At 48.2% G+C, this 17,958-nt stretch carries 18 protein-coding genes; 2 read left to right on the forward strand and 16 right to left on the reverse strand.

Annotated elements, in window-relative coordinates:
* Positions 1–74: 74 nt before the first annotated feature.
* From ftsX to ACO53F_RS02050, 4 genes are all read right to left on the reverse strand, one after another.
* Positions 75–965, reverse strand: coding sequence for a permease-like cell division protein FtsX (gene ftsX / locus ACO53F_RS02035; RefSeq protein WP_268442380.1), 891 nt, complete (start codon positions 963–965; stop codon positions 75–77).
* Complete coding sequence (gene ftsE / locus ACO53F_RS02040; RefSeq protein WP_268442382.1) at positions 952–1,638, reverse strand: cell division ATP-binding protein FtsE; 687 nt, start codon at positions 1,636–1,638, stop codon at positions 952–954. The genes ftsX and ftsE overlap by 14 nt, the downstream gene beginning before the upstream one ends.
* A 97-nt stretch (positions 1,639–1,735) precedes the next feature.
* Positions 1,736–2,849, reverse strand: a protein-coding gene (gene prfB / locus ACO53F_RS02045; protein WP_303885708.1) for a peptide chain release factor 2 whose coding sequence is annotated in 2 segments (ribosomal slippage) — positions 1,736–2,776 and positions 2,778–2,849 — 1,113 coding nt in all. Because the reading frame shifts where the segments join, the coding sequence is not laid out codon by codon here.
* Between the two features lie 109 nt (positions 2,850–2,958).
* Positions 2,959–3,321, reverse strand: a complete 363-nt coding sequence (locus ACO53F_RS02050; RefSeq protein WP_485137121.1) for a MerR family transcriptional regulator — start codon at positions 3,319–3,321, stop codon at positions 2,959–2,961.
* A 76-nt stretch (positions 3,322–3,397) separates the two neighbouring features.
* Between ACO53F_RS02050 and ACO53F_RS02055 the strand changes: the two genes are divergently transcribed.
* Positions 3,398–3,721 carry a hypothetical protein gene (locus tag ACO53F_RS02055; RefSeq protein WP_485137122.1) on the forward strand — a complete coding sequence of 108 codons (324 nt, stop codon included), beginning with the start codon at positions 3,398–3,400 and terminating at the stop codon, positions 3,719–3,721.
* A gap of 39 nt (positions 3,722–3,760) precedes the next feature.
* Here ACO53F_RS02055 and ACO53F_RS02060 read toward each other — a convergent pair whose 3' ends face one another.
* Positions 3,761–4,294: a DUF1697 domain-containing protein gene (locus tag ACO53F_RS02060; RefSeq protein ID WP_485137123.1), complete on the reverse strand. Its 534-nt coding sequence runs from the start codon at positions 4,292–4,294 to the stop codon at positions 3,761–3,763.
* 233 nt (positions 4,295–4,527) lie between these two features.
* Here ACO53F_RS02060 and ACO53F_RS02065 point away from each other — a divergent pair, with 233 nt between their 5' ends.
* Positions 4,528–5,265 (forward strand): hypothetical protein, encoded by a 738-nt coding sequence (locus ACO53F_RS02065; protein ID WP_485137124.1) that lies wholly within the window; start codon positions 4,528–4,530, stop codon positions 5,263–5,265.
* Positions 5,266–5,382: 117 nt separating this feature from the next.
* On the opposite strand, the gene ACO53F_RS02070 is transcribed toward ACO53F_RS02065, so the two are convergent.
* The 11 genes from ACO53F_RS02070 to ACO53F_RS02120 all read right to left on the reverse strand — a co-directional run bounded on the left by ACO53F_RS02070 (position 5,383) and on the right by ACO53F_RS02120 (position 17,798).
* Positions 5,383–6,132, reverse strand: coding sequence for a hypothetical protein (locus ACO53F_RS02070; RefSeq protein WP_485137125.1), 750 nt, complete (start codon positions 6,130–6,132; stop codon positions 5,383–5,385).
* A 208-nt stretch (positions 6,133–6,340) separates the two neighbouring features.
* Positions 6,341–8,671 carry a CPBP family intramembrane glutamic endopeptidase gene (locus ACO53F_RS02075; protein ID WP_485137126.1) on the reverse strand — a complete coding sequence of 777 codons (2,331 nt, stop codon included), beginning with the start codon at positions 8,669–8,671 and terminating at the stop codon, positions 6,341–6,343.
* Positions 8,661–9,404: an ABC transporter ATP-binding protein gene (locus ACO53F_RS02080; RefSeq protein ID WP_485137127.1), complete on the reverse strand. Its 744-nt coding sequence runs from the start codon at positions 9,402–9,404 to the stop codon at positions 8,661–8,663. The genes ACO53F_RS02075 and ACO53F_RS02080 overlap by 11 nt, the downstream gene beginning before the upstream one ends.
* Positions 9,405–9,428: 24 nt before the next feature.
* Positions 9,429–9,626, reverse strand: coding sequence for a hypothetical protein (locus ACO53F_RS02085; protein ID WP_023391369.1), 198 nt, complete (start codon positions 9,624–9,626; stop codon positions 9,429–9,431).
* Positions 9,616–10,203 (reverse strand): DUF3278 domain-containing protein, encoded by a 588-nt coding sequence (locus ACO53F_RS02090; RefSeq protein ID WP_485137128.1) that lies wholly within the window; start codon positions 10,201–10,203, stop codon positions 9,616–9,618. Before ACO53F_RS02090 ends, ACO53F_RS02085 begins: the two co-directional genes overlap by 11 nt.
* Positions 10,172–10,396, reverse strand: a complete 225-nt coding sequence (locus ACO53F_RS02095) for a helix-turn-helix transcriptional regulator (RefSeq protein ID WP_485137129.1) — start codon at positions 10,394–10,396, stop codon at positions 10,172–10,174. The genes ACO53F_RS02090 and ACO53F_RS02095 overlap by 32 nt, the downstream gene beginning before the upstream one ends.
* 152 nt (positions 10,397–10,548) lie before the next feature.
* Complete coding sequence (gene secA / locus ACO53F_RS02100) at positions 10,549–12,936, reverse strand: preprotein translocase subunit SecA (protein WP_485137130.1); 2,388 nt, start codon at positions 12,934–12,936, stop codon at positions 10,549–10,551.
* A 250-nt stretch (positions 12,937–13,186) separates the two neighbouring features.
* On the reverse strand, positions 13,187–13,747 hold the full coding sequence (hpf, locus tag ACO53F_RS02105) for a ribosome hibernation-promoting factor, HPF/YfiA family (RefSeq protein ID WP_485137131.1): 561 nt from the start codon (positions 13,745–13,747) through the stop codon (positions 13,187–13,189).
* A 133-nt stretch (positions 13,748–13,880) separates the two neighbouring features.
* Positions 13,881–14,645, reverse strand: a complete 765-nt coding sequence (locus tag ACO53F_RS02110; protein WP_485137132.1) for a ComF family protein — start codon at positions 14,643–14,645, stop codon at positions 13,881–13,883.
* A gap of 12 nt (positions 14,646–14,657) precedes the next feature.
* Positions 14,658–16,043 carry an ATP-dependent helicase ComFA gene (locus tag ACO53F_RS02115; RefSeq protein ID WP_485137133.1) on the reverse strand — a complete coding sequence of 462 codons (1,386 nt, stop codon included), beginning with the start codon at positions 16,041–16,043 and terminating at the stop codon, positions 14,658–14,660.
* Between the two features lie 114 nt (positions 16,044–16,157).
* Entirely contained in the window at positions 16,158–17,798 is a 1,641-nt protein-coding gene (locus tag ACO53F_RS02120) for a Na/Pi cotransporter family protein (RefSeq protein WP_485137134.1), read from the reverse strand.
* Between the last annotated feature and the right edge of the window lie 160 nt (positions 17,799–17,958).

Genomic DNA, 17,958 nt, shown 5'->3' on the forward strand with positions numbered 1-17,958 from the left:
CCAGCCACTAGCCAAGCTAGTGGCTTTTTTTCATATTAAAAAGGACTGGAAGATACTTCCAGTCCTTTGCTCTCTTATATATCTAAGAAACGGCGGATTGAGCGGCCTGCCCCTAGGCGACCTAAGACAATCCCAATCACTAGGAGTCCTGCTCCTACATAGGCCAGAATTGGCATGGTGGCTACCAGCTGGAGATTAGCTAATCCTAAGAATCCAGGCAAGTAGCTATGGGCTCCTTCATAGATGCCATACAAGGCACCAAAGGCCAGAAGACCCGAAATCAAACCAATATAGGCCCCTTCATATTTGAAAGGCGCGCGAATGTAGCGCTTGGTTGCCCCTACTAGGCGCATAATCTCGATTTCTGTCCGGCGGGCCAAAATAGTCAGACGAATGGTGTTAGACACCAGGAGTACCGCAAAGACGACGAAGATAGAGGCCAGTACTGCTAGAACAATCCGCACAGCATTGATGTTGCCCAGAATGGTCTCAACGTCTGTGGAACCATAATTGGCAGCTTCTACCTTGGCTAGCTTACGAATATCCTGGGCCACCTTATCTAGGTTCTCACCCTTATCCACTGAGACCACATAAACGTTATTGAGGGGGTTCTTATCCCCTTCGATGACATCGAAGTCAGAGGTGATTGTCTTCTTATAGTGCTCTAGTTCCTCATCCTTGCTGCGATAGACCACATCCGTGACATGCTCCAGGCCTTGGATTTGCGTCTTGAGTGTGGCTTCTTCTTCTTCTGTCGCAATGCGGTCAATCAGCACCCGTACTTGGAAGGTCTGTTCGATATTTCGCGTCGCTTCATTAATGTTAGTCCAAATCAGCACGAAGCTCCCAATCATAATCAAGGTTAAGGTCATGGTGAAGATGGACACCAAGGTCATGAGCCCGTTACGGAAGAGGTTACGGAAACCGTCGCGAATATGACGGAAGAAACTTCTAATGGCTCTCATGGTAATCCCCCTTCCGGTCATCGCGGACAATCCGGCCACCTTCTAGTACCACTACTCGGTGTTGGAAGTGGTCCACTAGGGTATCGTTATGGGTCCCCATCAAAATGGTGGTTCCCCGGCGATGAATCGATTCGAGGACACGATGAATACCCATGGCTGTCTCAGGGTCCAAGTTACCAGTTGGCTCGTCCGCAATCAAGATAGCTGGCCGGTTGGCAATAGCCCGAGCAATGGCCACCCGTTGTTGTTCCCCACCTGATAATTGATTTGGATAGGATTTAGCCTTATGGGCTAGACCCACTAATTCTAAAACTTCCTTGACCCGGGCTTTAATAGTCCGGCCACTCTCGCCCGTTACCTCTAGGGCATAAGCGATATTTTCGTAGACGTTCAATTTAGGCAGCAACTTGAAGTCCTGAAAGACTACCCCTACCGTCCGGCGCAAATGTGGCACTTGACGCTCCTTGAGCTTGTTGAGGTTAAAGTCCCCTACTCGGATAGTCCCGCGGGTCTGCATTTCTTCACGATAAAGCAACTTCATCAGAGTCGACTTACCGGAGCCACTTGGCCCAATCAAGTAGACAAACTCCCCTTTGTCAATAAAGAGGTTGATGTCGCGTAGAGCAATGGTCCCCTTGTCATATTGTTTGCTGACACGTTGTAATTGAATCATCTGGTCACCTTCTTTCTCTTTCTTTTTCTAAAATTGGTCACTCTAAGTCTACCACATTCCCTCGTCCACTGGGTCACAAGGAGATGTCAATTGTGTATCAGGAGGCTGAGTCGCCCATTTGCCATTTGAGATAGGCATCGATAAAACCGTTGAGGTCGCCGTCCATGACAGCCCCCGTGTTGCCCACTTCGTAGCCAGTCCGGTGATCCTTAACCATGGCGTAAGGATGGAAGACATAGGAGCGAATCTGCGAGCCCCAGGCAATGTCTTTTTGTTCCCCCTTGAGGGCGGCTAATTCCTTGGCCTTGTTCTCTTCCTCTAATTGATAGAGTTTGGCCTTAAGCATGGCCATGGCTAAATCCCGGTTCTGGAACTGGGAACGTTGGGACTGGCTCTGAGTCACAATCCCGGTTGGAATATGGGTAATCCGGATGGCAGAGGAGGTCTTGTTAATATGCTGACCCCCAGCCCCTGAAGCCCGATAGGTATCAATCCGCAAATCATCGGGGTTGATGTCGATTTCGATGGTATCATCCAACATAGGTGTCACTTCTACCGAAGCGAAGGAAGTATGGCGCCGGCTGTTGGAGTCAAAAGGTGAAATCCGCACCAAACGGTGTACCCCTTTCTCTGACTTGAGGTAGCCATAGGCATTGTGGCCTTCGATTTCCAAGGTCACACTCTTAATGCCCGCTTCTTCCCCGTCTTGATAATCCAAGACTGTTACCTTGAAGCCCTGCTTATCCGCCCAACGCTGGTACATACGCAAGAGCATGCTACCCCAGTCCTGGGATTCGGTCCCGCCAGCCCCTGGGTGAATTTCCAGGATGGCATTATTGGCATCATGAGGTCCAGACAGGAGCAACTTCATCTCGTAGGCATCCAGGTCCGCTTGGACTTGGGCCACTTGACCTTCCGCTTCGGCCAAGATGTCGGCATCTTCTGACTCATCATAGAGTTCCAGGGCCACTTCAATGTCGGCCACGCCTTCTTCCAAGGCATGAATAGTCGAGTAAGTCTCCTTAGCTAAGTTAAGTTGGCTGATAATTTTCTGAGCCTTTTCGTTATCATCCCAGAAATCAGGCGCCGACATCTGATGTTCATAGTCGGCAATATCTGCTTCTAAAGCCTCTAAGTCAAAGAGACCCCCTGAAGCTAGCTAATTGGTTATTGGCTTTGTCAATGAATTGACGAATTTCATATAATTCCATAATCAACGCTCCTTCGTTTAGTCAATCACCTTATTGTACCACGCAAAACTTAGTGGGACAATGGTAAAAGGCCCCACCAGGGGGCCTACGGCTTTAATTGTGCCTAGTTTTAAACTTCTAAGCGCTGACGCAACTGGTCGGCCAAAGCGCACAAGGAAGCCCGGCGACGGTCCAAGTCAGCTTGTTGGCGGTCTAAGTCTGCTAGTTCTTCCTCTACAACCGTCAAATTCTCCCGCCATTGAGTCTCGGTCCCGCAAGCTGTCTCATGCAATTCCTTGATGCGTTTAATAGCCTTGACCGATAAGCCCAGGGCCCGAAGTTCCAAAATATTAGTCAAGGCCACCTCATGCTCAGGCAACCACTGATACTTGCCCGCCACCTTATCTGGCGCCACAAGGCCTTCTTCAATATAGAATCTCAGGGTGTCGCGACTGACCTGGTATTTGGCTTCAATCTGACCTGTCTGCAACATTTTGGTCTCCTCCTCTTGACAGGGGCTTAGCCCCTTAGGTTTTACTAGAGATAGTAACCTACAAGGAGGTCCTATCATGAAAATTTTCTTACTCAGTCTCTTCGTCCTTTACGCCCTAGCCATGCTAGGCGCCAGCCTTCATAGCCGGCGCCCCGGGCTGACTTGGCTGACCGGGCTTAATGTCTTTTGCACCTTAAGTCTTATGGCAAGCAGCCTAGCAGCTTGCTTTGGTTGGCTGTCGCACGGGCCTGCCTGTTTTGGACTAGGACTAGCCTTGCTCAGCCTCATGGTCTGCGCCTTACTCAACGGCCATTATCTATTTGGCCGCATCCAAGCACGTCATCTCCTCATTCGTGGCGGCTTGTCTCTAATTCTCTGGCTAGCCTACTGGCTCAGCTAAGCAAAGAGCCGGACTTTAGGAATCCGGCTTTTTTTGATCTTACCCTAGCAAGTCCCTCAATTTATCGAAGGTCTTGCCATTACGGATGGTAATCTGCGGGTAGAAGTCCTCCTTGAGCAGGTACTTGTGGTAGGAGGTCTTGAGGTATTCACTTTCCGTGTATTTGCCCCAGAAGACCGCCCGGTCGCCAAAATGAACCACTTCATCGTGTAGGGGCATGGCCTGAATGCGAGCCTTCATGTCCTCATAATCCACCTGGTCCGTGTAGAAGAGCACATCGCGACGCGCCAAGGGCTCCTGCCACCAGTCCGGTACTTGTGTGGCATCTGCCAAGTAGGTATCGCGACTTAAGACCACATAATAAATGGTAAAAGGATAAGTCGCCAACATGTCGCCAATCTTAGCCTTGATGCGTTCCAGAGGCTCCTCCGTCTCGAAAAAGGCATTCCCACTATTGATATAGGTAGTGACTGCTTCATAACCCAAAGCCTCAATCTGAGCTCTAAGTTCACTCATAACTACTTTGTTCTTGCCACCAACATTAATTCCACGAAGTAATAAAAGGTATTTCATAAATTTCAAGTCACTCCCTATCTGGCTCCTATTATAGCATAATTTAGAGCCAAACGTCCTGTCAAAATCACAGACCTATCGACTATCATCTTGCAGTCTAAAAGATAAGACAAAACCGTCTGGAGCGACTGGGCTGATGGAAACTCTCGTCATATTAATCTTATAGAAAATCAAATTATTATATGGTATAGTTGCCTTAAGCTTACATAGAAAAGCAAGGGAGATTAGGAATCATGCTATTAAAGGACCTCAACTACCATGTTGATTTGGCTAACGCCAATTTTTTGGGTAATCCTCATCTAATCTCTGCTCATGCTAGTCCCCATTTCCGTACCTTACAATTCTATATTGATGCCTTCGATCAATATATATCACTTACTTTCTCCGACTGTATGTCCATTGACTTTTTCTCTTACGATAGTCTCGTTAGGCCGGCTGATTTATTGCTTGCAGATCATCCGGAATACCAGACCCACTATTTTATCGATCACATTCTCATTAGTCATCCGCCAGATGACGAGGGAATTACTACCTTTTTCCTGAGCTTCCAGTATATGGAACTTTCAATTGCCTGTCGCCAACTCGAAACAGAGCTTCTTGATCAGCTACCTGATCAAGACACACTTAAAATCAATAAGGTTCAGACTCTTTCAAGGCAAAACCTCGACACTCTAAGACAGGAAATCGAGCCTTATTTTACCTTTCCTATCACTTCCTACTTTTGGTACGACACCCTAGACACGCTCACCTTGTCCTTCTCTCATACACCACGACCACTTACTCTGTCGCTGGCCCACTGTCAGAAGCTTATTTTTCGGAGACGGAACCAGGCCCATCAGTCTTTCAACTTGAGCGAAACTTACTATACTAAGGAAAATCGTAGCTACACCTGTCTTCATATTGACAACCAGGAGTTTTCATTGTCCTGTTGTTTCCAACAACTAGCTCTCGGAGAGTTAGTGACTAGCTAGCATTAACTCCATCTACTTAAGCCACCTAAAAAAAATTAACGGCTAAAAAAAATAGAAGCCCACCGCTCTAATTCATAGAGTCGGTGGGCTTTTATATGATTTCTTCCTATTACAACACTATTTTGCCCAATTAGCTACTAGGAACTGGATGGTATAGAGATAATCCTCGTGCTGAAGGGTAAGAGTAGTCACAAATCTTGTTTCAACGCGACCATACATCTCCCAAGGCACCTCTGTCACTTCTAGGTCAAGAAATTGCGTGCCTTCTATTCTGTCTCGTTTTTCTTTCTTGACACTTAAGATCTGTAATAACTCTAATCGATGCAAGTCACCTTCAGGGCTAACCAGGCTCAGATGGACCTCATCCCCAAAAAGGCGTCCCTCAATATTAGTCAGCTTAAAATCCTTAGTGAATAGAGGTGCCAAACTTTCCTTGAAACGCTGGGTGTCTTTGGATTCAATGGGATTGGTTGGCGGGCAATGTCTCAGTTCATCCTCTGCTTGATGTGTTTGTACCTCTATTTGTAAATCCCTTGCCTTCCCGTAAAAGTTGAGAAAGGAATGGGTGCCATTAAAAGCATATTGCCCGTCTATGGGGTCATCCACTAGGAACCAATGGTGGAAATAGCCAGGGGCAACCATAGTGCGTACATAAGGCGCTCTCGGGGATCGATCATCTCCCCAGCCGGTCCACTCTAAATTATCGATGTCGATGATGGCATAATGTGTGACTCGGTTATCAAATTCATCCACCCAATAATCAATCCGAGATAAAAAGTTACTAGCACGCCAATCTATAATATTAGAATCGTAACCATAATACTGGTCAACATATGCTTGTAAATTCTCTGTTTTAATTGAAAACACCTCCCCATGGTGTATGCGCCGTTGACAGCTAGCTTTTGACATACCACATTTTATGTGAAAAATCACCGTTAAGTCACATTGTAAGGGTTTCCTATCGAAAAATCAAGCAACTTTTCAAATACGCCACGCCAAACTAAGGCTCTTATCTCATCCTAACACTAAGCATAGAAACAACCTCGCTCCTATGTCTCAGGAGCGAGGTTGTCTCTTATTGCAGTTGCAAGATACCATAATACATTAGGAGCTGTATGACGCTAACGAATAGGTTATTCCCAATATGGAGGGCGATGGAATCGATTAGCTGATTCCGGCGTCGGAAGCTGAGGTAGAGCCCTAGGCTCATACCTCCATAAAGTAACCACTCGAAGAGTGTGCTAGATCCATGCATGTAGCCGAATAGGGCTGAGGATACCAAAGCGGCAAACCAACCAAAATGACCGTTGAGACAGAAGAGTTTCTTGAAATATCCGCGAAAAATGACCTCTTCACTAATTGGCCCAATGACCGAGATAAAGAAATAAGCAATCCATAGGCTAGGCTCTGTTGCAACTCCTAACATACCGCCTAAGGCCGCATCATTCCCCGTCATTTCTTGAGAGGAATGCATAGCTCCGTAAAGGAGTGAAATCGCTATTCTCATAGCAATAGTAGATAGAATTGAAATCCCCAAATCTTTCCACCCAAATTGGAATTTTTCCCCAGAATGCTTATAGTAGAGCCAAAGGAAAACAGAAACGAAGATAATTCCCCCTACTAAGGTTCCAAGCATGAAGATTGTTTGCTGATCGCCCAAAATAGATACTAAGAAATTAAAAGCTAGGTTCTGAGGGAGTAAACCCACATTGAGAATTACTCCCATCAGAGCAATGGCTAGCGGCCAATATAGCCATTTCCGACCTATTGACCCTTCCGCCTCGACACCGCGAACTTGGATAGCAAGTCGATGCCAAGCAACCAAGGCCACCATCCCACATACAGCCAAGAGGGCAATACTTAAGTCTAGGGCGTGAAGATAGCCGGTTTCCTCAGGCAGATTCATCAAGAGCACATACTCTCCCACGACCAGACCAATGGTCACAATATAACCTAACAGCATCAGCATGCTCCGTACCCAGGTACTGCCTCGACTATAGAGTTCGGAGACATTAGACCATTGGGTGACAGGCTCCAGATAATCCTTGCTGTAGGACCAGCTAGACCAAGCTAGGCTGACTACCAGCCAGGTTAAGATTAGGCAGCCGATGACCCACCACTCCATGCCTAAGAAGAGGCAGAGGCCAATCAATAAGACCAGCGCCAGTGGGCTTTGCAGACCAACTAATAACCAGAATTTTTTCTTGAGATAGCCCATTAAATCCATTGGCAGGGTCTTAATATAGGCCAGATTGTCCCTTTCCAGGGAATGGCCCATCATGGCTAGGCCACCGTAGCCAGCGTTAAAGCCAGCAATAAAGATTACTAGGAGCATGAGGGGCGCTAGGTAGTGAGCTTGCACCAATTCCGTCAACAGATCTGGTTTTTCTGACAATCCCCCTAGGATAGCAATCAGGAAGATATAAGGGAAAATGCTACTCATCAGGATGGCCTGCATGAGAACTGACCCCTCACTTACCAGACGCCAAATGTAGGTTTTGACCCAGGCTAGACGACCTTGGCTACCAAAATGATAGATGCGACTCTTGCGCTGACCTATGCCGGATTGGCTGGAAGTTGTCAGAGCCGCTTCGTAAAATTGCGGCACTACTTGAAGCCGCAAGAGGATTTGGAGCGCCCCTAAGGCTGCTAGCCAAGGCAAGAGCCCCAGCCAGGCAGTGATTTGTCCTGGATTCATCACTAGGTCATAGAAGGGCATAAAAATCTGTGCCATGCCAGATAGATTACTAAAATCATCCCGACTGCCATTGATTTGGAAGACCGCCCAGAAGGTGATAATCATCACCAAAGCCATAAGCAGATTGGAGGCTAGTTGCTTATGTTGACGGAAAACAGTTGTTTTGGTCAAATAATGAGCCAGCACAATCAACAAAGAAATGATAGTAGCCAAAATCAGACTAAAGCCTAGCAAGGCTACTGGCAAGGTCAAGACCAACAAGCCGGGACTCTGAATGGCTAAGAGGATAAAGTAGCAGAGGACTGGCAAGATGGTAAAGAGAATGACCATCAGAGCCGACAAGAGCTTGGCCAGCATAATTTCGCCCTCGGAATAGGAATAGGGCCGGTAAGCTTGTAGGTCGCCACTTTCATAGAAGACATTGTAGAAGGTCATAAAGCCCTGTCCCAGCATCATGAGCACGAAGACGGAAACAATGACCGTAAATCGCATGGGTGCCCCTGCCAGTTGGAAGAAGCCATTCATAAAGCAAAAGAGAAAGACATACATAGCCCCTACCAGTAGGTACTGGCGGATGAGAATCATGGGTACGTCTAGCTTCTTATTAGGGTTAGCCGCCTGTCTTTGGCGATAACGCACGAGGGCACCAGCCTGCCCAGCATAGAGGATATTGACCCGCATCAATTGCCATATCATTTTAAGACGCATGAGACTCGCCTTCTTCCTTACGCCCTGCCAAATTCAAATAGATGGCTTCCAGGCTTTGGTCGGGATGTTCCGCCTTGAGCTCTGCCACGGTTCCGTAGAAGATAAGTTCCCCCTTCTTAAGGATAGCCAGGCGATCACAGATTTGCTCGGCTACTTCTAACACGTGGGTAGAGAAGAGCACGGTCTTGCCCTTGTCTGCATGGGCCCGCATGAGTTGCTTGAGGTCGAATGCGGCCTGAGGATCCAAACCGGTCATAGGTTCATCGAGAACCCAAATGTCAGGGTCAGACAAGAGAGCGCCAATGACGAAAACTTTCTGCCGCATACCGTGCGAGAAGGTCTCAATGACTTCATAACGGTGGTCGGCAAAATCAAAGAGACCAAGCAGATCTACTAGTCGATTTTCATAATCCTGCCTGTTTAGGCCATAAGAGGCAGCAACTAAGTCCCAGAATTCCTGGGCCGTCAGGCGTAGGAAGAGGTCTGGCGAATCAGCCACATAGCCAATCTTTTGCTTGATTCTTAGTCGGTGACTAGCCAAGTCGAAGCCATCGACTAGGATTTTGCCTGAAGACGGGTTAATGACGGAGACTAGGGATTTGATGGTTGTGGATTTACCGGCCCCATTATGGCCGATTAGGCCGACAATTTGGCCTTCTTGGATGCTAAGATTGAGGTCTTTGAGGGCTTGAGTGGCCCCGTAAGCTTTAGAGACATTTTGAAATTCAATCATGGAAATTACCTCCTAATCTGCTGATTACTTCTTATTCTTTCGCTGCTGCCAGTAGACAAATACGAAGAAACTAAGGCCTAGAATGAGGCCAATGCTAATTCGCAGGGTCGAATCCATCTGAATGAGGGATTCCTGCCAGTAGCCCATGCCACGAGACAGGGCGATGGCAATCAGGCCCATACCTGCCAGAATGGCTAGCCATCTTAGATAGTTAGTTTTCATGGTCGTCCTCCTCTTGACTAGACTCTAGGTCTTCTTCTAGGCCAGCTTGGCCATCTCGCAAACGCCGACGTCCTACTGTGTAGGTCACAATCCCGAAGAAGACACCTCCTAAGGCATTAATGATAATGTAGCGCCACTGGGTCAGATGGGCCATGCCATCCTCACCCAAGAGGGCCCCAATGGCCGCTAGGGAAAAATGCATCCAAACAGCGAAGAAAATCCCGGCTTTTATGGCCGACCAGACTAAGTCTTTGAGGGCTTGCTGGACCTTGTTAGGTTCGACTTCTAAGGCATCTAGCTTAAGGCGATGAACCTTGGTCGCCACATAGGTGTTGAGCCCTAGTAGAACCAAGAGATTACAGCCAAGCATGCCCCAAAAGGCCCACTCGGGGTGGAAGAACCAGAGAAAATAGGCTGCGACGTTGGCCAAGCCAAGATAGGGCAGCAAGATCAGATAGGCCTTGTTGCCAATCTTATTGATTTCGGCCATGCGATATTCGTCTAAGTTCTGTACCCCGTAAAAGCGGCGGATCCAGTTCTCCCAGCTAAATTTCTTGTGCTTGTGTGGTTGATTCATGCAATTCGACCTCCCAGAATAAGGTATTCAAATCTGTCTCAAGCGCATAGGCTAGTTTGAGGCAGAGATCCAAGGATGGATTGTACTTGTCATTTTCGATTAGGTTAATGGTTTGTCGGGCGACCCCAACCTCTTTGGCTAGGGCTAATTGTGAGAGTTTCCGGCTCTGTCGTAGTTCTCGCACGCGGTTCATAGCACGCCTTCTTTCTTGTGTGTCACATATATGTTACACATAGTATAGACCTTTTGGGAGAGGATGTCAACTATATATGACACTTTTTTTGAAGCTAGGCCTAACACGCAAAAAATCCCATTATATCATATATGATATAATGGGATTTTTGATTATGCGTTAACTTGTTCGCGCTCCAAGTTTTGACGGATTTGTGACTTCATAATGAAGCGTGTCACGTCAAACTCGATTTCAGCAATCATTTCTTGGAAACGTTCGTAACCTTCTGTTTGGTATTCAGTCAATGGGTTGGTTTGAGCGTAAGCCCGTAAGCCGACCCCTTGGCGTAGGTGATCCATCATGTCGATGTGATCTGTCCACTTGCTATCTACCACACGTAGGATAATCACTTTCTCGAATTCCAAGACTTGTTCTGGACCATAGAGCATGTCCAACTTGCTTTGGAATACCTTCATAGCTGTGCCGTAGAGGGTTTCAACTAATTCCTTGGCAGACTTACCTTCTAAGTCTTGAAGGGTCAATTGTTCTGGGTTGACTAGGTTAGCGTGTGCGTAATCCAAGAGACCACGGTAGTTCCAGTCTTTCTTGTCGCCTTCAGTCACGGCTTCAACTTCGCGGATAATGGTACGTTTGATCATCCCTTTGACTGCGTCAGTTAAGTTGTCTGTTTCGTTGATAACTTGTTGTCGTTGGCTATAGATAACTTCACGTTGCTCACGCATTACTTCGTCATATTCCAAGACGTTCTTACGTGTATCGTAGTTGTTCCCTTCAACGCGTTTTTGCGCAGATTCTACTTGGCGAGAGAGGAAACGGCTAGTAATAGCCATATCTTCCATCTCTTCATCCGTCACATTGAGACGCTCCCACATAGCTTTGATTCGGTCAGAACCGAAACGACGCATGAGGTCATCTTCTAGAGATAGGTAGAATTGGGAAGCACCTGGGTCCCCTTGACGACCTGAACGACCACGGAGCTGGTTATCAATACGACGAGATTCGTGACGTTCAGTCCCGATAACACAGAGACCGCCTAATTCCTTAACACCGTGACCTAACTTAATGTCAGTACCACGACCGGCCATGTTGGTCGCGATGGTAACCGCGCCACGTTGACCCGCTTGCATAACGATTTCCGCTTCTTTGAAGTGGTTCTTGGCGTTGAGGACTTCGTGAGGAATCCCTTCCTTGGTCAAAAGACCAGACAGGTATTCAGAGGTTTCAACGGCAACCGTACCGACCAAGATTGGTTGGCCCTTGCTGTGGCGTTCCTTAATGTCAGCCACCACTGCCTTGAATTTAGATTTAAGACTTGGATAGAGTTGGTCTGGCGCATCCACCCGTTGTACTGGACGGTTGGTTGGGATTACAACCACGTTCATGCCGTAGATTTCGCGGAATTCTTCTTCCTCGGTCTTGGCCGTCCCGGTCATCCCTGACAACTTCTCATACATACGGAAGTAGTTCTGGAAGGTGATGGTCGCCATAGTCTTAGACTCGTCTTCGATTTCAACGTTTTCCTTAGCTTCGATTGCTTGGTGGAGACCGTCAGAGTAACGACGACCGTCCATGATACGACCCGTAAATGGATCGACAATCTTAACCTTGCCTTCGTCAACCACGTAGTCGATATCGTGCAACATAATGTAGTTGGCACGCAAAGCTTGGTCAATATGGTGAACCAAGACAGAGTTGTTGACATCGTAGAGGTTTTCCAGACGGAAGACACGCTCAGCCTTGTCAACCCCTTGGTCAGTCAAGGCAATGGTCTTAGACGTCAAGTCAATAGTGTAGTCTTCTTCAGCCTTCAAGCCTTTAGCAAAGTAGTCTGCCCGAGTGTAGAGGGCGGTTGATTTCTCAGCTTGGCCAGAGATAATCAGTGGCGTACGCGCTTCATCGACTAAGATGGAGTCTACTTCATCGACTACCGCAAAGTGCAATGGGCGTTGTACCATTTGCTCCTTGTAAACCACCATGTTATCACGGAGGTAGTCAAAGCCTAATTCGTTGTTAGTAGAATAAGTAATGTCACAGTTGTAAGCTTCACGCTTCTCAGCAGATGACATGCTGTTGAGGTTGAGCCCGACAGTCAAGCCTAGGAACTCGTAGACAGCCCCCATTTCCTTGGAGTCACGAGTTGCTAAGTATTCGTTAACGGTCACGACGTGAACCCCTTTGCCAGTTAGGGCATTGAGGTATACCGGCATGGTTTCGGTCAAGGTTTTCCCTTCCCCGGTACGCATTTCGGCGATGTTCCCGCCATGGATGACAATCCCACCTTGGATTTGAACGCGGTATGGGAAGAGACCCAAGACACGACGATCCGCTTCACGCACAACAGCGAAAGCTTCTACCAAGAGGTCGTCTAATTTAGTACCTGCTTCCAGGCGTTTCTTAAATTCAGCCGTTTGGGCGCGTAATTCTTCATCGCTCATGGCCTTGTATTTGTCTTCTAACGCCATGACTTGGTCGGCAATACGACCTGTCCGGCGCAATTCTGCTTTATCGTTTTCAACGAGGTTTCTTAGAAAATTAGCCATTAATAATCTCCTTTGTTTATCTACATCATAAGTTATGCCTAATGCATCTATTCTATTATAGCAGAATTCGTGCAGAATTTGAATGTTTTTATACTAAAAAATGAAAAAAAGCCAGGCAGGAACCCTTGTCCGCCTGGTTGGGATTTAAGATAATGATCATGCCCCAGCTCGCCTCCATGAGCACAAAGCTGGTCTCCACCATAAAAAAAGGACGAGACTCCTGTCTCGCCCTCACAAATTCAACTTTAGCTTAGAACTCTGCCGTCTCAATCAAGCCATAACGGCCATCTTTACGACGATAGACAATGCTGAATTCTTCTGTTTCTGCGTCTGTATAGACGAAGAAGTCATGACCCAGCATGTTCATTTGTAGTACCGCTTCTTCGCTGCTCATTGGTTTGAGGCTAATGCGTTTTGACCGCACAATATCTAGCTCAGGTTCTTCGCTAGCAGGTTCACTTGCCTGGTTGAGGAGCGCATCATAAGCCCCTGCATCACCATGAACTTCGCGATATTTACGGTGAATTTTTGTTTTATGTTTACGCACTTGGCGTTCGAGTTTATCAACCACCAGGTCAATACTTGCATATAAATCTGGGTTGGTTTCTTCCGCACGCAACACTAGGAAGGAGAGCGGAATGGTCACTTCGGCTTTAGCTGTCTTGTCGGGATATACCTTGAGGTTAACGTAAGCCGTCGCCTCTGGCGCATTGTCGAAGAAACGCTCTAACTTGCTGACTTTCTTCTCTGCATAGTCACGGATGGCTTTGGTCACTTCAATATTTTCTCCGCGTACATTATAGTTAAACATAACCGAATCCCTCATTTCTGTTGGTGATTAATAGGGTTAATCCCGGGATGTTAATCCTATTGTCAAGCAGTTTATCTTCTGCTTATGCTTATTATAGCATACCCATCCTAAGATTGAAAGCGGAAACACTCAATTATTTTTCGACTCTCCCCTCGCGGAATAAAGAAAAGGAATAGAGGGGGATTTGCCGATTTTTTGCTACAGGATACAACAAGGATTTAGCCCGCAAGAGGGTGCTTCCAGTCGTGTAAACATCATCAAAGAGCCACCATTCGCCCCTAGGCAAATAAGCTAACACCTCTTCCTTGAGGGCAAAAACTTGGCCCAGCGCTAGGCGTTGTTGCCGGCTCTTGCTAGCTTGCTTGACTCCATCCCCCACATAGTCAAAAGGACAAAAAACCTTCAAACCCGCCACTTCTAAGAGCTGGCGTGTGGCGTGAAATTGTCGTTGGGCCAAACTGGCTGGCGACGAGGGCAAGACCAACCAATGGGCCTTTGGATGTTGATTTGCAAAGGCCCTCAAGCGCTGAGCAGGAGCCTGGGCCTGGCGGATATCTCCTAAGTATTTGTAACTGTGGAGCCACTGGCGCAGGGCTCCCTGATAGGGACAGAGGGCCTGGTGATGGATTAAGTCAATGGGATAGCGGCTGAGCCAGGCCTGACATTCTTGGCAATAGGCATGTTGATCCTGCCAGATAGCCACGGCATGATAGGGGTCCTGGGCCTGCTGGGACAAGGCCCGACCGCAACCCCAACAAATGACCTGGCCTTCAATTCGAGTCTGCCAGAAATCTTGGCAGGCGCGACAGAGAACTGACTCCGGCAAGGGACCCCAAGCTAGGTAGTCCCAGATGGTCGGGCCCTGATGGCAAGCTTCTTGACACATGATACATTTCAAACTTTCCACCTCCTAGTTGGCCCGCAAAAGCCCACGCGCTTGGGCTGTCTGATTGAGGGCGCCAAGTTGCTGAATGGCCTGGCGCATGGCAAGACTTTGCCCTTGATGCAACCACCAAAGGGCGCCTGACGGTTGATCAGCACTCCGCCCTACCCGACCGCTCATTTGCATAAGACTGGCTCGCGTATAAAGCTCATCATCCGCCCCCAGAATACAGACCTGGCAATGAGGCAAAGTCACACCCCGCTCTAAAATGGTCGTGGTCACCAATAAATCTAGCTGTCCTCGACGCAGGGCAGTCACCTTATCCTGACGCTTAGGATCGCTGGCATGAACCGAAGTCAAAGCCACACCAGGTAACAAGGGTTTCAAGAGCTTAGCACAGGCTTGGGCCTGGGGAATATGGGGCACAAAGAGTAACTTTGGACCCTCTAGGTGGCCGAAGCGTTGCAAAATTTGCTTAAGTGGCTTAATCAAGCGACCGGCTGCTAAGCCCTTAGGCCAGTCCCCTACCCACTGCAGCTGCGGCAGGGGCAAAGGATGTCCATGGTAGCGAGCCGGCAGTTGGTGGCAGACCAAGCGCCTCGCCTCCCAGTCAGACAGGAGGCGATCATCCGGCGTGGCGGTAAGATAAACTAATAAGCCACCTGGCTTAAGCGCTCGAGCCACTGCCTCGTGCAAGGCACGAGAATCCACATAGGGAAAGGCATCCACCTCATCCACAATCAAACAGTCAAAAGCCTGATAAGTACGTAGCAGTTGGTGGGTTGTGGCCAGTGTCAGGGGCTTGAGCTCATATCTATCCTGGCTCCCCCCATAGAGAACCTGACAATCTAAGCCAGCAAAGGCTGCCTTAAGCCGAGGCGCCAGCTCCAAGCAGACATCAATTCGAGGAGAGGCTAGGCAGACCCGGCCTCCATCTATCAGAGCTTGCTCCAACAAAGGAAAAACTAGCTCGGTCTTGCCGGCACCAGTGACCGCCCAAACTAATTGTGGTCGTCGCTCCTGGCCCCGCCAGGCTTCAACCAGCTTCTGAGCAATTTCAGCCTGACTTGGGGTCAATTCTCCCTGCCAAGTCAGCGGAGACTGGCTCAGGGGCCTTCCCGCTGGAGCCGGCTGACAATACAGCCTCTGACCCGACATGACGCGGCCCAGAGATAGGCAGTCCAGGCAATAAGTCCTAGACTGGCCGTCCAGTCCTTGGAAGGTCCAAAACTGACGTGGATCTTGGTTACCGCATCGGCCACAGACCCAGGGCGGACCCGTTAGGGCAGGCTTTGAAGGCAGACTAGCTAGCCAAGTTTCTAGGTTCTGCCCCCTAGCCTCCGTCAACTGCCACACTTCTTGAACTTCTGTCTGGGTCAAACAACGGCCCGCTAAATAATCCTGGACTTCCATCTCGATCCCTCCCTCTATAAATACCCAAAAGAGGGGGCCTTGGCACTTTTTAGCTTCTAACATTTTGATGACAAACAAAAAGGCTAGAACCCTTAGGTCCTAGCCTTAATTATTTTAGTCTTGCTGCTCAACGAATTTCCAACTTGGGTGGATGGTATTCATTTCTTGGGCGATGTTAAGACAGTGGTCACCAATGCGCTCGAAGTCGGTCAGAATCTTAGCAAAGTGGACACTGTTGCTGGTCCCACAGACCTTGCTCTTAAGACGCTGGATTTGCATGCGTTCGAAGGTCTCGTAGGCTTGGTCGATTAATTGTTCCTGGTTGTTGACTTCTTCCAGGTTGTCACCTACGGTTTCCTTGAGCTGGTCTAAGATTTCTAGAGCCAAGCGTGACATGGTTGCTAATTCTTCCCGCGCTTCTTCAGACAGGTCGTGCTTGCTGCCTTGAATCAAGAGGATACGCTCCATAATGTTGGTAGCATGGTCGCCTAGCCGCTCCAGGTCAGAGGCAATCTTGACATATTCACCACTCTGCAAGTTGGCATCGTGAGTCAAAGACATGGCCGCATATTGGACGATCTGCTGGTTGAGCTCGTCGATGTCCTGCTCACGACTCTTAATCTCAGCCATCTTATCCTCAACATCTGTCTCATCATAGAGGCTGAAGGCCATGGCTACGTTTTGGCGTACTAAACCTAACATATTCATGACTTCCTTGTAGAGTTGGGCCCCCATCATAGTGGTTAAACCGACATGGTATTCTTGATTAAAGATATTGAAGTCTAAATGATGCACCACACTTGGTGTTGGCGCTTCTGGTAAGTTTGGCAAGAAGACATAAGTTAGACGCACCAATTGAGCCCCGAATGGCAAGAGCAAGAAAGTAGTCACGATGTTGAAGATGGTGTGGACGTTGGCGATTTGGACTGGCACATTGCCTGGCGTCAGGCCTTCCATCCAGTGGACAAATGGCGTTGTCATGCTAATGGCCACAAAGATAACTGTCCCAATTACGTTAAATAAGAGGTGAATCAAGGTCGCCCGCTTAGCATTACGCTCAGAGCCAATCGAAGCCAGAATGGCCGTAATACAGGTCCCGATGTTCTGCCCGAAGAGGACATAAATGGCGCTTGGCAAGGTAATAACACCGCTGAGGGCTAAGGTCTGCAAAATCCCGACCGAGGCTGAACTGGACTGAATGACCGCCGTAAAGATGGCCCCGACCGCAATCCCTAGTAAGGGGTTCTCGAATTTAGCCAAGAGCCCGGTAAATTCAGGCATATAGCGGAGTGGCTCCATGGATTGGGACATGTGCTCCAGCCCCATGAAGAGCATACCAAGCCCAATTAAGACTTGGCCCACTGCTGCGGAGCGTCCTTTGGCTGCGAACATAGCCAAGAGAACCCCGGCGAAGAGGATAAGTGGCGCATAGGCCGAGAAATTCAAGGCAATCAACTGCCCGGTAATGGTGGTTCCGATATTGGCCCCCATGATAATCCAGACCGCGCTTTTGAGGTCCATCAAACCTGAGTTAACGAAACCGATCGCCATGACCGTGGTTGCGGAAGAAGACTGAGTCAAGGCTGCGACTAAGGCTCCGACCCCTACCCCAATGAAGCGGTTAGCGGTCAACTTCTCCAAAATCTGCTTGAGGCGACTGCCGGCAGCCGTTTCTAGTCCTTGAGACATGAGGGTCATCCCGAAGAGGAAGAGCCCCAAACCACCCAAGAGGCCGAAAATATTCGTTAATGCCATGTGATAATTCCCTTTCTTTCAATAGACACGATGATTTCAACTAACTATAGTATAACAAGACTTATAAGGAAAAAAAAGAAGAATTTAAAAGCAAAAGAAAAAGCGGCTAGGACGCTGATCCTAGCCACTTTTATTAGCCTAAATTCGCCCTTAGTTAAGA

It is taken from the genome of Abiotrophia sp. (assembly GCF_057275535.1).